The sequence below is a fragment of the Pseudomonas poae genome (genome assembly GCF_001439785.1).
GTDB lineage: Bacteria > Pseudomonadota > Gammaproteobacteria > Pseudomonadales > Pseudomonadaceae > Aquipseudomonas > Aquipseudomonas poae.
The window spans coordinates 1-13,682 of record NZ_JYLI01000023.1 but is presented as its reverse complement, the minus strand read 5'-3'; the positions used below and the strand labels follow the sequence as shown (position 1 = coordinate 13,682).

The 13,682-nt window shown below is 60.3% G+C and carries 11 protein-coding genes and 1 pseudogene; 4 read left to right on the top strand and 8 right to left on the bottom strand.

The window, feature by feature from the left end; all coding sequences use genetic code 11:
* Nucleotides 1-58 precede the first annotated feature (58 nt).
* Both TU75_RS22235 and TU75_RS22230 read right to left on the bottom strand, forming a co-directional pair.
* The gene (locus TU75_RS22235; RefSeq protein ID WP_003230735.1) at nucleotides 59-424 is read right to left on the bottom strand and encodes a histone-like nucleoid-structuring protein, MvaT/MvaU family; all 366 of its coding nucleotides are present in this window, start codon (nucleotides 422-424) and stop codon (nucleotides 59-61) included.
* A gap of 196 nt (nucleotides 425-620) precedes the next feature.
* Nucleotides 621-2,162, bottom strand: a complete 1,542-nt coding sequence (locus tag TU75_RS22230) for an EAL domain-containing protein (protein WP_060550130.1) — start codon at nucleotides 2,160-2,162, stop codon at nucleotides 621-623.
* 400 nt (nucleotides 2,163-2,562) lie between these two features.
* Between TU75_RS22230 and hppD the strand changes: the two genes are divergently transcribed.
* Entirely contained in the window at nucleotides 2,563-3,639 is a 1,077-nt protein-coding gene (hppD, locus tag TU75_RS22225) for a 4-hydroxyphenylpyruvate dioxygenase (protein ID WP_060550129.1), read from the top strand.
* Between the two features lie 45 nt (nucleotides 3,640-3,684).
* Here hppD and rarD read toward each other — a convergent pair whose 3' ends face one another.
* Together rarD and TU75_RS22215 are read right to left on the bottom strand one after the other, a co-directional pair.
* Nucleotides 3,685-4,566 carry an EamA family transporter RarD gene (gene rarD, locus TU75_RS22220; RefSeq protein WP_015372050.1) on the bottom strand — a complete coding sequence of 294 codons (882 nt, stop codon included), beginning with the start codon at nucleotides 4,564-4,566 and terminating at the stop codon, nucleotides 3,685-3,687.
* A 134-nt stretch (nucleotides 4,567-4,700) separates the two neighbouring features.
* Nucleotides 4,701-6,011 carry an MFS transporter gene (locus TU75_RS22215; protein ID WP_060550128.1) on the bottom strand — a complete coding sequence of 437 codons (1,311 nt, stop codon included), beginning with the start codon at nucleotides 6,009-6,011 and terminating at the stop codon, nucleotides 4,701-4,703.
* A gap of 160 nt (nucleotides 6,012-6,171) precedes the next feature.
* On the opposite strand from TU75_RS22215, the gene TU75_RS22210 reads away from it, so the two are divergent.
* Together TU75_RS22210 and TU75_RS22205 are read left to right on the top strand one after the other, a co-directional pair.
* A complete protein-coding gene (locus TU75_RS22210; protein WP_060550223.1) occupies nucleotides 6,172-7,278 on the top strand; it encodes a sugar diacid recognition domain-containing protein in 1,107 nt (368 codons plus the stop codon).
* Between the two features lie 90 nt (nucleotides 7,279-7,368).
* Nucleotides 7,369-8,532 carry a glycerate kinase gene (locus tag TU75_RS22205; RefSeq protein WP_060550127.1) on the top strand — a complete coding sequence of 388 codons (1,164 nt, stop codon included), beginning with the start codon at nucleotides 7,369-7,371 and terminating at the stop codon, nucleotides 8,530-8,532.
* On the opposite strand, the gene TU75_RS22200 is transcribed toward TU75_RS22205, so the two are convergent.
* Complete coding sequence (locus tag TU75_RS22200) at nucleotides 8,505-9,917, bottom strand: alpha/beta fold hydrolase (protein ID WP_060550126.1); 1,413 nt, start codon at nucleotides 9,915-9,917, stop codon at nucleotides 8,505-8,507. The two genes, TU75_RS22205 and TU75_RS22200, sit on opposite strands and share 28 nt — an antisense overlap.
* A 354-nt stretch (nucleotides 9,918-10,271) precedes the next feature.
* Between TU75_RS22200 and TU75_RS22195 the strand changes: the two genes are divergently transcribed.
* Nucleotides 10,272-10,784: a GNAT family N-acetyltransferase gene (locus TU75_RS22195; protein WP_003230724.1), complete on the top strand. Its 513-nt coding sequence runs from the start codon at nucleotides 10,272-10,274 to the stop codon at nucleotides 10,782-10,784.
* Nucleotides 10,785-10,811: 27 nt separating this feature from the next.
* On the opposite strand, the gene TU75_RS22190 is transcribed toward TU75_RS22195, so the two are convergent.
* The 3 genes and pseudogenes from TU75_RS22190 to TU75_RS22180 form a co-directional block, all read right to left on the bottom strand.
* A complete protein-coding gene (locus TU75_RS22190) occupies nucleotides 10,812-12,212 on the bottom strand; it encodes a DUF1254 domain-containing protein (protein ID WP_060550125.1) in 1,401 nt (466 codons plus the stop codon).
* Between the two features lie 138 nt (nucleotides 12,213-12,350).
* Nucleotides 12,351-12,716 (bottom strand): response regulator, encoded by a 366-nt coding sequence (locus tag TU75_RS22185; protein ID WP_003230721.1) that lies wholly within the window; start codon nucleotides 12,714-12,716, stop codon nucleotides 12,351-12,353.
* A gap of 238 nt (nucleotides 12,717-12,954) precedes the next feature.
* A pseudogene (locus TU75_RS22180) lies at nucleotides 12,955-13,682 on the bottom strand (hypothetical protein); the annotation flags it as partial.

Sequence of the window (13,682 nt, the reverse complement as noted above, 5' to 3'; positions counted from 1 at the left end):
TTCGAACCCTTCAATAAAAAGCCCCGCATAAGCGGGGCTTTTTATTAGTGCAGCACGATCAGCCGCGCAACCAGGAGTCTACAGTGGCAGCGCCATACTGTTCTTTCCAGGCCTTAAGGCCGCGATGGTTGCCGCCCTTGGTTTCGATCAGTTCGCCGGTGTGCGGGTTGTGGTACACCTTGACCACGCGTGCACGGCGCTGCTTGGGAGCGGCGGCGACTGCAGCGCCGGCCTTGCCCGGGTTAGGATCAAGGATGGAGATAATGTCGCGCAGGCCTTTGCCGTAGTGCTTCATGAGTGCCTGAAGTTTTTCTTCGAATTCGATTTCTTTCTTCAGGCCGGCGTCGTTCTTCAGGGATTCCAGCTGGGCGAGCTGCTCTTGAAGGGCTTTTTCTGCTGCGCGAAATTCGGCGAGTCTGGACAAGATCTTTACTCCAATAGTGTAAGTGGCTGACATCAACTGCAGACAAAGCTATAAGCCAAAAGCGTTAAAACGACTTAAGTAAAATGGCGTCTGCGGGTGCTGCACAGGCAGGAAAAATTGTAGTAGTTAATCCGTCTTGAGTAAATCAAGTCTTTTGTCTGAACTCTACTATTTCACATTGCTAGTCGCTGGCTATTCAATGGCGAACCAGGGATTTAATGAATTCGGGGCCGGGTAACGGCCGTCCGAACAGGTAACCCTGCAGGAAATCCACGCCGTGTGCGGCCAGGTATTCGCATTGTTCGACCGTTTCCACGCCTTCGGCAACGATCGCCAGGTCGAGCTTTGCGGACAGTTCGATAATGCTGTCGAGGATATGGCGGGAGAGCGCATCGACGCCGATCATGGCGACGAAACTCTGATCGATCTTCAAGTAGTCAACATGGAAGTTGCGCAAGTAACCCAGGCTGGAATGCCCGGTGCCAAAGTCGTCTATGGCAATCATCACCCCCAGCTCATGCAGTGCGTTGAATAGTCGACGGGTGATGTCGGTGGGTTCGATCAACTCACGCTCGGTGAGCTCCAGCACCAGCGTGACGTGGCCTGGGGGAAAGGCGGCGAGAAACGCCCGGCAATCCTCCACCAGTTCCAGACTCCGGCAATGCCGGGCGGTGATGTTCACCGCAATGTGAAAGCCGGGTTTGAGAAGCCCAGCGTGCGGTGCCAATTGTTCGGCAGTCTGGCGCAGCAGGGCACGGGTCATCGGTACGATCAGGCCGCAATCCTCGGCCAGTGGGATAAACAGGTCGGGCCGCACCAAGCCTTCCTTGGGGTGCTGCCAGCGCATCAGCACTTCGCAGCCAGCCCATTCGCAGGTATCGCCGCGTACCACCGGCTGGAAATACGCAAGAAACTCATTGGCGCCCAGGGCGCGCCGCAGTTCATGGGTGGGCGGCGACACGCGTTTTTGCAGACCATGTGCGAGCAGGCCCGCCAGTACGCCAAAGAACAGCACCAGGCTGAACAAGGCGGGGTAGCGCGCCTGCATGTAGCGCCAGACTTCACCCGCCGGCATACCGGCGTCGACGTTGAACTGATAGCGTTCGGAAGCGAGGTGATGATGGGCCACGGCAAACGTCGGAACTGCAGTGTCGTGTACTTTGCCGTCGTTCCCCAGCCAATTGACGCCCACTTGCAGCACCAGTTGCGCGTGACGGCTGAGCAGGCGCAGCGTGTTGGTCAGGTGATAGCCATCGATTGAGGCAAAGGCGCCCCGGTCACCGTCGACCTGGCGGTACACCAATAAGGCCGTGTCGGGAGTCACCGGGTTGCCCTTCATCAACAGCAGATGTCCGCCCACGTAGTCCGCCGGATTGATATGCGACACATGATCGCTGCCGAACAGCGACGTGCAGTACATGTTTCTCTGCCAGGACAAGGTCGTCGCCCGCACAAACGGCCCCCGTGTCACCTGTTCACGCAGCGCCAACTGCGCGGCCTGGTCGCAGGGTTGGCCGGCCAGCGGCAACAGAGCCTGGGTGGCGAGTGCGGTGTGGTCGAGCATCAGATCGACTTGACGCACGGCTTCCTGGGCGGCTTGCAACGTGTTGTGGTCCAGGGTGCGCTCGGCTTGCCAGTGCAGAATGGCCACACCCAGCGCGATGGGCACCAGCGCGCAGAAAACGCTGATCGAATGGCGGGCCAGGGGCTTGCGGGGGCCTTTGATGGTTAAGGGCATGGGCGGCCTGTCAGGCGAGTGGGCGGGCCGGTGGCCGGCGCGAATACAGCGATGATAGATGCCCGGGCTTAAATATGCTTGCAATGCAGCAGATCAACGCACGCTCGATTTTCTTCACAAACACCTTGCGCCGGGCAGTGCATTGGCGATCTGATAACACTGCGGACAAACAGGGTTACGCTGTGTAGAATCGATTTACGCATACAAGAATATGGACTTGCGCTCACGCAAGCCTCTGCCGTCAGAGACTGATGACACCATGAAGCTACTCGGTTCCCCCCTCATCTTTGGTGACTTCCTTGCCCGCAGCGTGCGAGGCCTTTCCTGCGCGCCGCCCTCAACCCTCATCCCTGCTCGCAACTGACCAACCGTCAACCATTTGCATGATGAGGCGCCGACCATGGCAGACCACTACGAAAACCCGATGGGCCTGATGGGCTTTGAATTTATCGAGTTCGCATCACCCACCCCGGGCACCCTGGAGCCGATCTTCGAGATCATGGGCTTCACCAAGGTTGCCACCCACCGCTCCAAGGACGTGCACCTGTTCCGCCAGGGCGAGATCAACCTGATCCTCAACAACGAACCCGACAGCCTGGCCTCTTATTTTGCGGCCGAGCACGGCCCGTCGGTGTGCGGCATGGCGTTTCGCGTCAAGGACTCGCAAAAGGCCTACACCCGCGCGCTGGAACTGGGCGCCCAGCCGATTCATATCCAGACCGGGCCCATGGAACTCAACCTCCCGGCCATCAAGGGTATCGGCGGCGCGCCGCTGTACCTGATCGACCGCTTCGGCGAGGGCAGTTCGATCTACGACATCGACTTCGTGTACCTCGACGGCGTGGAACGCAACCCGGTTGGTGCGGGCCTGAAGGTCATCGACCACCTCACGCACAACGTGTATCGCGGCCGCATGGCCTACTGGGCGAACTTCTACGAGAAGCTGTTCAACTTCCGTGAGGCGCGCTACTTCGATATCAAGGGTGAGTACACCGGCCTGACGTCCAAGGCCATGAGCGCGCCGGACGGCATGATCCGCATCCCGCTCAACGAGGAATCGTCCAAGGGCGCAGGGCAGATCGAAGAGTTCCTGATGCAGTTCAATGGCGAGGGCATCCAGCACGTCGCGTTCCTCACCGACGACCTGATCCAGACCTGGGACGCATTGAAGCGAATCGGCATGCGCTTCATGACTGCGCCACCGGACACCTACTATGAAATGCTCGAAGGCCGCCTGCCCAGCCACGGTGAGCCGGTCGATCAGTTGCAAGCGCGGGGTATCCTGCTGGACGGTTCATCGATCGAAGGTGACAAGCGCCTGCTGCTGCAGATTTTCTCGGAAACCCTGATGGGGCCGGTGTTCTTCGAATTCATCCAGCGCAAGGGCGACGATGGGTTTGGCGAAGGCAACTTCAAGGCGCTGTTCGAGTCGATCGAGCGCGACCAGGTGCGTCGCGGTGTGCTGACCGCCGACTGACCAATAAAAAGCCCGGCTTCGGCCGGGCTTTTTATTACCTGCCATTCAGGGCCGGCGCTGGCGCACCAGATGCTTGAAGCCTTCGAACACCAGCACCATCACCGCGATCCAGATTGGGATGTAAGTCAGCCATTCGCCCGGTTTGATGCCCTCGCCAAGCAGCAGTGCCACTAGCAGCAACAATACCGGCTCAACGTAGCTGAGCAGCCCGAACAGGCTGAACGCCAGCAGTCGACTGGCAATGATGTAGCTCACCAGCGCCGAGGCACTGATCAGGCCGAGTATCGGGATCAGCGCATAAAGTTTCGGGTGAGTCTCCATCACCGCAAATCCCTGTTCGCCGCTCTGCACGAACCACCAGGCGACCGGCAGCATCAGCGCCATGTCCAGCCACAGCCCGCCCAGGTGGTCAGTCTTGAGGTACTTGCGAATGATGAAATACAGCGGGTAGCCGATGATCACCACCAGCGTCGCCCAGGAGAAGCCTCCGGCCTGGAGCACCTCGTTGAGCACCCCGAGACCGGCGAAGAATACTGCGACTTTCTGCAGATAAGACAACTGCTCGCCCCACACCAGGCGCCCGGTGAGCACCATGGTCAGCGGCAGCAGGAAGTAGCCCACCGACACGTCCAGGCTGCGCCCGTTGAGCGGCGCCCACATGAACAGCCACAACTGCAAGCCCAGAAAGGTCGAGGACAGCATCGCCCCGAGGATCAACTTCGGCTCGGCCGCGAGCCTGCGCAGCAACGCCCAGGCACGCCGCCATTCGCCGGTAACGAGCATGAACACGGTCATGCACGGCATGGTCAGCAGCATGCGCCAGCCGAAAATTTCCAGGCCGCTCAACGGCGTCAGCAACGACGTGAAGTAGTACATGACGGCAAACAACACCGAAGCCGAGACGGATAACACAACACCTTTAGACACGCTGCCCTCGCGCAAACCGTTTAATCCAATTCCAAGCGCAGATTATGGTGGTTTTAGCGAAGCAGCGTCGCGCTATTTTGGGGCGTTTTTTGACGGCTCCCGGCCCGATCACCGTATTGATCGTTTGGCGCGCCTCAGTCCTTCAGGCTGCGGGTCATCCGCAACGCCAGCACACTACCGGCCACAATCACCGCCGCCAGCAGGTACAACGCCATATCCGTAGACCCTGTGGTGTCCTTCACAAAACCCACAATGTAGGGGCTGAGAAAGCCGGCCATTTGTCCCATGGAGTTGATCAACGCCAATCCACCTGCCGCAGCTCCCGCGCTGAGCAGGGCGGTAGGCACCGGCCAGAACATCGGCAGGCCGGTGAGGGCGCCCATGGTGGCGATGGTCAGGCCGAGGATGGCAATTGCCGGCGTGGTCGCGAAATTCACTGCGATCACCAGGCCAACGGCGCCCATCAGCATCGGCACCACCAGGTGCCAGCGCCGCTCCTTGCGCAGGTCGGCAGAGCGACCCACCAGCAGCATGAACACCGCCGCCAGCAGGTACGGAATTGCGCTGAGCCAGCCAATCACCAGATTGTCAGTGAACCCCAGGTTTTTGATGATCGACGGCAGCCAGAAGTTGATCGCGTAAACACCGCTCTGGATGCAGAAGTAGATCAGGCCGAACGCCCAGATGGCCGGGTTCTTGAACACTTCAGCGAGCGAATCGGTGCTGGTCTTAGGCTTGTTCGCCAGGTCCGTGGCCTGGTCGGCCTCCAGCACCGCACGCTCGTGGGGCTTGAGCCACTTCGCATGAGCGAAGCTGTCGCTGAGCAGGAAGTAGGCGAGGGCGCCGAGGATCACGGTGGGAATGCCTTGCAACAGGAACATCCACTGCCAGCCGGCCAGGCCGCCCTGGCCTGCGGCGAAATGGTTGAGGATCCACCCGGAAAACGGGCTGCCAAGCAGGCCGGACACGGGGATCGCCGACATGAACAAGGCCATGATGCGTCCCCGGCGAAAGGTCGGGAACCACTGCGAAAGGTACAGCACCACGCCTGGAAAGAAGCCCGCTTCGGCGGCGCCGGTAAACAGGCGCAGGGTGTAGAAATGCGTGGGCGTGGTGACGAACAGCAGGCAGGTCGACAACGTGCCCCACACGATCATCATCAGGGCGATCCATCGCCGCGGGCCGAAGCGGGTCAGCGCCAGGTTGCTCGGCACGCCGCACAGCACGTAGCCGATAAAGAAGATCCCGGCCCCCAGGCCGTACACGGTTTCACTGAACTTCAGCGCGTCGAGCATCTGCAACTTGGCAAAGCCGACGTTGACCCGGTCGAGGTAGTTGAACAGGTAGCAGATGAAGATAAAGGGGATCAGGCGCAAGGTGATGCGCTTGTAGATGGCGTTTTTTGCGTCATCGGTGGCCGGTGTTGCAGCGGCGCTCTGGGACATGGCGGTCTCTCTTTATTATGATTTTTTGCGATGCACAGGTAACGTTGATCGCCCAACGAGTCTCGGCCAACCGGCAGCCCATTGTCTTTGTGCCCGCGCACAGTCGGTCATGCGTTGCGCTGTGCCGATGAACAACCTCGCTTTCAAGGAAAACCGCCCCATGTTCGAGCTTGATCATGACCTGGCGCAGGATATCGTCAATCGCACCATGGCGATCCTGCCCAATAACGTCAATGTCATGGACAGCCAGGGCCTGATCCTTGGCAGTGGCGAGCCGGGACGCATCAACACCCGTCACGAAGGCGCGCAACTGGTGCTGGCCAATGGGCGCGTGGTCGAGATTGACAGCCAGACCGCCAAACACCTCAAAGGGGTGCAACCGGGCATCAACCTGCCACTGCTGCATGATCAGCGTCTGATCGGCGTGCTCGGCATCACCGGCGAGCCGCAAGAATTGCGCACCTACGCCGAACTGGTGCGCATGACCGCCGAAATGCTGGTGAGCCACCGCCATCAGCAAACCGAACAGCAATGGCGGCGCCAGCGTTGCGATGACCTGCTGGCGCTGCTGTTGGCCGACAACGGCGACTCGCCGCGCCTGGTGGATGAAGCGCAACGCTTGGGGCTCAAGCCGCAAATGGCGCGCACGCCGTACCTGTTTGAGCTGGGGCCTGGGCAATCTGCACAGGACCTGAGCGCTTGGCTGGCCTCACGCTATCCGGACAGCTGGTGCGTGAGTTCGGCGCCATCGTCTCTGCTGTGGTGCCGGCCCGCCACGGTGCCGGTGGACAATCCACGGCTGCTGGAAAAACTCGACGGCCTGGGCTGGAGCGTCCTGCGCGTGGCCATTGGCGGGCAGGCCGAGGGACTGAGCGCATTGCGCCGTTGCTACCGCCGCGTCGGCGACTTGCTCGCCTACGGCCGCGATGTGTTGCCGCAATCGCGCGTGCTGACCCTCAACCGCTGCCGCCTGCCGGTAATGCTCTGGCGCCATCGCCACGAAGACGCTCTGAATGAACTGCTCACCCCGCTGCGCCAGGTGATGGCCAGGGACACCAACGGCCAACTGCTGGTGACACTGCGCAGTTGGTGCGAGCACGATGGTCAGAGCCAGGCCTGTGCCGATGCCCTGGGCATCCACCGCAACAGCCTGCGCTACCGCATGGAGCGTATCGCCGAGCTCAGCGGCGTCGACCCGCTGACCCTGGACGGCATGCTCGCGCTGTATCTGGGCGTGCAGCTGTTGCCCCAGCCATTGTCACAATGAACAACAAACCCGCGCCGTACTTGTGCATCGGACAGGCGTCATCGAAGGTGGCAACTGGCAGCATGGACGTCATAAAAAAGGAGAACGCCCATGAAAATCATCATCGCCCCTGACTCGTTCAAGGACAGCCTGAGTGCCGCCGGTGTGGCTCAGGCCATCGCCGACGGGCTGGCGCAGGTCTGGCCAACTGCCGAGCTGGTGCAATGCCCGATGGCGGACGGCGGTGAAGGGACGGTCGATGCCGTGCTGGCGGCGTGCAACGGCGAGTTGCGCCGCCAGCCGGTTCGAGGGCCATTGGGCGTTACGGTTCAAGCACGTTGGGGCTGGTTGGCCGACAGCCACACGGCGATCATCGAAATGGCCGAGGCCAGCGGCCTGCAACTGGTCGCGCCGGGACAACGCGATGCCTGTTCCAGCAGCACTTACGGTACGGGTGAACTGATCCGCGCGGCCCTGGATCTCGGCGCCCGACGCATCATCCTGGCCATCGGTGGCAGTGCGACCAATGATGGCGGTGCCGGGGCGATGCAGGCCCTCGGCGTGCAACTGTTCGATGCCGCCGGCCAGGTGTTGGCGCCGGGTGGCCTGGCGTTGACGAACCTGGCGCGCATCAGCCTCGAAGGCATCGACCCGCGTTTGGCGCAGGTGCGCTTTGAAATCGCCGCCGACGTGAATAACCCACTGTGCGGTCCCCATGGCGCCTCGGCAATTTTCGGCCCGCAGAAAGGCGCCAATCCCCGGCAGGTGGAGCAACTTGATACCGCGCTCGGGCATTTCGCCGACCACTGCGCCAGCGTGCTGGCTACGGATGTGCGCGACGAGCCCGGCAGCGGCGCCGCCGGCGGCCTGGGCTTTGCCGCCAAGGCATTCCTGGGCGCACAGTTTCGGGCGGGTGTGGACGTGGTCGCCGAACTGGTCGGCCTGGACGCGGCCGTTCGCGGCGCCGATCTGGTCATCACCGGAGAGGGTCGCTTTGACGCCCAGACCCTGCGCGGTAAAACACCGTTTGGCGTGGCACGCATCGCCCAACGGCACAGCGTGCCGGTGGTTGTGATCGCCGGCACGCTGGGTGAAGGCTATGAGCAGATGTATGCCCATGGCGTTCACGCTGCCTTTGCCTTGCCTTCAGGGCCCATGACTTTGGAGCAGGCCTGCAGCGAGGCGCCACGCCTTTTGCGTGAGCGCGCATCGGATATTGCGCGGGTGTGGCGGCTGGGGGCCTCGGTTCAATCGGTGACGAAGCAGATCCGATAGCGCTCTGGTTTACGACCATATGCCAGGTAATCACCGACGCTCTGATTGACGCAGGCGCTGCTATCAGAAAAAGACACACCATGCTGATAACCGCCCTTGAGCAACGTCATGTGAGTGTTGGGCAGGCTTTTGAAGGCTTTTAACGCGCCCGCTGCGGGTGTCTGGTCGTCGAACTCGGCCTGGACCATCAGAATGCTGTCCACTTGTTTCAGCTTTTTCAGCGGTACGCCGGTTAAGGGTCGAGCGCTCCACCCAGCGCAGTGCGCAACCTGAAAAAAGCTGCCACCCACCGGATAGTGAGTGGCATACCGGTTTTCCCTGTCAGTCCAGAATGCCTGGCCCGCCGCCGGCGTGTCATTGCATAGAACGGTGCTGCGTACGGAATCTGCCGGCGTCAGCTTCAGCGGACCGGGTACCAAGCCATTCCAGGGTTCAGGGTTACGGATGAGCGTGAGCACGTGCATGAACGCGCTTTTAGCCGACTGATCCACCCCTGCGTCGGGACTGAATCGATAAGCGCGCGCCCTGGACAGCAATGCGGCGTCGTTCTCGTCGGGCGTTTCACGCAACCATTGGCTGAGCAGGCGTGCTGCCATTAAATAGGTCGCAGAGCTGTAAAGCTCGTTGTCGGACCGCAGGGCTACCCGAACCTCGGGGACCAGGCCCAGGAATATGTCGCGCACTGCTTTGGGGTCGCTACCCAGCTGATAGACATGTGGACGACTGGCGGCTGGCTGCGCGACAAAACGCTCGAAGATTCTTTCCTTCTCTGGCGCCTGGATGAGTGAGGCTTCCTGAAAAGTCGATGTCCAGTCCGTGTTCGAGTCAAGCACCATGCGGCCAACGTGCTCCGGGAACAGTCCTGCATACCAGGCACCCAGCCAGGTGCCGTAGGAGTTTCCAACGTAATTGAGTTTTTTCTCCTTGAGTAAACCACGCACGAACTCCATGTCGCGTGCGGTTTGGTCGGTATTGATGTAGGGCGCCAGGCGCTGACTGGCGCAACCACGGGCCAGCACGGCGGCGTTGTGTTGCAGGGCCATGAGGTTGGCAGGGCTGCGGTCCTCGGTGATGTCGTTCTGCGCGACGATCAGTTCATCGGACTGGCACACCAGTTGAGAATCCTTCGTGCTGCCCAGTCCTCGCGGCGTCAGACCGATGACGTCATAGGTGTCTATCAGATGCCGATACGCCTCGCCTCCGGTCCTGTCGCCATAGTTTTTCCAGATGGAAGCCAGCAGCACCGCAAAGCCATCGGCTTCAGCGCCGGGTCCGCCCGGATTGGTGAATATCGCGCCTTCTCGCTTGCCGGGCTGGCGCGCAGTCACCCGGGTGATATCCAGGTCGAGGGTGCCGAGCGAGGGCTTCAAGTGATTCAACGGCACGCGGACAATCCCGCACTGTGTTCTGGCAACGACTTCCGGGTCCAGACCGCTGATAGGCCGTCCGTCACAGTTGGGGAGCCATCGAATAGGTTCTGCCTGTTTTCTGGTGGAGCAGGCCCCGCTCGCCAATAGCGCCATGATAAGAAGGCTGCACAATACTGCTCGTTGCTTGTTCACTGTTTGAAGACCTGGCCTGTGGTTGGATGGCCGGGAGTATTACAAGGCCGGCCTGGCCGTGAATGTAGGAAAGTACGACGCTTTTTACTGGCGGTCTCCGGGAAAGCACGTTGCTTTCTTTTACGTCGCCGTCGCCTCTACACTGGATGGCCACTATGCCTTTCAAAGGATGAACACATGCATGCGCCTGAGACCCCCATCGTGATCCAGCGCTTTACCGAGGTCCATCTGGAAGGCGTCACCGCGCTTTATAACGAGCCTGCCGTGTGCAGGCAGGTGCTGCAGATGCCCTTTCAGTCAGTCGAAGCCTGGCGCAAACGCCTGGTGCTGGATAACGAGCGCCGACTCCAATTGGTTGCGCTGCACGGCGGCGAAGTGGTCGGCCAACTTGGCCTGGAGCAGTACCTGCGGGTGCGCCAGAGCCATGTCGGCTCATTGGGTATGGGCGTAGCCACCGCCTGGCAGGGCAAAGGGGTGGGCTCCCGCCTGCTCGCGGCCGCCCTGGACGTGGCCGACAACTGGATGAACCTGCACCGGGTGGAATTGACGGTGTACGCCGACAACGAAGCCGCGCATTGCCTGTACCGCAAGTTCGGCTTCGAGGTGGAAGGGCGCTTGCGCGACTATGCCCTGCGTGACGGTGTATTCGTTGACACATTGAGCATGGCGCGCCTTCGCCCTTCAGCTTGATTGGCCCGGCGCGCACGCGCTCAATCGTTACTTCAACGGCGTCAACGGTGGCAGTTTCCATTGCCCATTACCCACCTCGGGCTTGGGCAGATACACCCGCAGCACGGCATAGAACGGGCCAGGGGGCGCCGGCAGCCAGTTGCTCTGCTCGGCCTTGGGCGGCTCGTGGTGCTGCAGCGCCAAGGTCAGGCCACCGTCGGCGTCGCGCTTGAGGGCGGGCAGCATGCGGGAATTGATCAGGTAGCGCTTCTTGTGGTTGGGCACCAGCAAGCGGGTCCTGGCGTCATACATCGTCAGCGACCAGAACGCATCGGCCGGCGGCAATTGATCCTTGGCAAAATGCACGGTGTAGCTGTGGCGTGCACCATTGGCCGGTTTCCCTTCGCTGTCGACGAGGTATTTGAAGTAGGCCGCTTCATCACTTGAGTTGCCGAACATGCCCGTTTCGGCACCGGCGTAGCGGTACAGGTAATTGTTCTGCAGGTGGTCGCGGCTGCCGTAAAGGTCTGCGCTGGTGACCTGACGGGTGTCGATCCGGTCTTTCTTCAATGCAGCGAATTCGGCCTTGGCGTCGGCGATGCCGTCTTCCAGCGCCTTGCGTTGCTCTGCCGTCAATTGTTTAACCTTGAACGGCGCGCCCGGGGCAATGCCGATTGTGGCAAAGCGCGCGAGCAGCTCCTTTTCACTGTCCTGGGGCGCGGCAAAGGCCAGCATGAAGTTCAGGTAACGAAACAGTTGCGGGCCCTCGGTCATGGTCGCCATCGGCTTGGGCCATTCGATCTTCGCCACCTTGGGCGGTGCGGCCTGTTTCACATAGCCGCTCAGCGGCTGCACCTTGTAGCCGTCCTGGATCTGCCTGACCTTGTTCAGGTCCTTCTCATCAAACAGCTGCGTGCGGTACAGGGCGTAGGCAATATTGCTCTCGCTGTAGACCACCCGGTCGACGTCCACCGGCTGCTGACCTTTCCAGTCGGGCCCTGCGATCATGTAGTGACCGCCGTTGTTGCCCGTGCTGCGGGTGCCCAGGTAGGCGATATTCTGGGTATACAGGTCGATCAACTGCACCGAGTAATAGCGGTCGTCTTCGATTTTCGGCAGGGTCAACACCAGGGGCTCTCTGCGCAGGTCCATCCACACGAAGGAGTAGGGCGTGTCCGCGTTGGGGCTGGGGAACACGGTGTCCTTGGGCGTCAGGACCTGCGTGGTATTGCCGATCTGGTTGAACGGTGCCTTGTAGTTGACACCGCCTTTGTCGACCGCCTGGGTGTAGAGCGTCCTGTACATCTGCACCACCGGAAAACCGTACAGGTAGGCTTCCTTGGCGATCGCTCGTGCTTGGGCCGGCGTCGCCGTGAAGTCCGCCCATGCGCCGGTACTCATGAGGAGGGAGAGGCTCGCCAGCACCAGGCGCGCGGGTTTTCCGATCATGTTGTTGCGTCCTTCCAAAGTTCTTTTGACTGACGGGAGATGAAGGCGACGAGTTTCCCGTTTTATTGGGCAAACGTCACGTTAATCCCTGCAGGACGCTGAACTGAGCAAGTGGGGATAGGCAAGTGGGGGCAGGTATCAGGCAGCGGGCAGCATTGACTTGACCTTGTCGCGCAGTTGGTCAATCGAGAATGGCTTGGCAATGACCTGCATACCATCGGGCACATCGATGTTGTCGGCGTAGCCACTGGCAAACAGGATAGGCAATTGAGGGCGCAATTCACGTACTTTGTTTGCCAGTTGCTTGCCGTCCATGTCCGGCAGGCCGACGTCGGTCATCATCAGGCTGATGACCTCTTGGCTATTCTTCACGAATGCCAGTGCCTGCTCGGCGTCAGCGGCCTCCAGCACAGTGAACTCCAACTCTTCGAGTACATCGACGATCAGCATGCGCACGATGTTGTCGTCTTCTACTACAAGGATGGTGGAGGGGGTAGCGGACATAATGAAGGTTCCCGAGGATTGAGAGGGCAGGTCTTTAGCGGTTGAAGGGCTGCTTTCTAATGAGTCGCTTCAATCTCTGCAAGTTCCGTTGGCGCGGCATTGTGAAGGGAATGAGGGGAAATGTCGCGCCAGGCGCGCAGCCTTTAAGCGAGCGCGCAGGGGGGCGTGGGGGGATTTGAGTTGCTGCCGGAACAGCGCAACGGCTTGAAGCCGCTATCCGTTGCGCCTGTTGAGCGACTTACAGCTCGTTTATGAACAAATCGTCAACCTTGCCGGGCACCGATTTGACCGCCGCGTTGAGATGACCGGGTTCAAAAGCCGATATTTTGTATTGAGGCGCACTCGTGGACGGGCCAAAGTGGTTCAGCAAGCTCTTCGTGCGGCCGCTGTTCAAGAAGCTGTCCAATCCCTTGCGCATCGCGGCTTCATCGGCAAAGAGCGCCAATCCAAAATTGGGATCGAAATAAAACCATTCCTTGTGCTGACCGGATACGACAACGCCGGCTGTGATGCCGTGGTCAGGGCCATTGATTAACAATGTTTTTGAGGTCTGAGCACTGGCCAGCTCTGAAATGATTGCGGTGTGAGTCACTTGCCGGGACTCCATGCCGAGATGGAACTGTGAACCGAGTATGCCCTGATAGTCCTCCAACTGTTGACGGAACTTGACCGTATTGACCGCTCTTCTTTGTTCTCGTGCGGCTTTGGCGGGGTCTGTCACGCGCAACCTGGCTATTTCGTCGGCACTGAGTGGAGGGACCATCGAAGCGTAGAGATTTTTGATGAATGTATCCCGTTTGTTGTAATGAGTGGCTGCCGCAATGATGTTGGATATCGCCGGGACTGTCATAAATTTTGTGTTCGGGCATAACATGTTGATAGAGGTGCATGTATGCCGACCAAAAAGAAACCGGCCCGTGAGGCCCCGCGAGACCTTCCATCCATTCCCCAAGAGCTGATCGACCA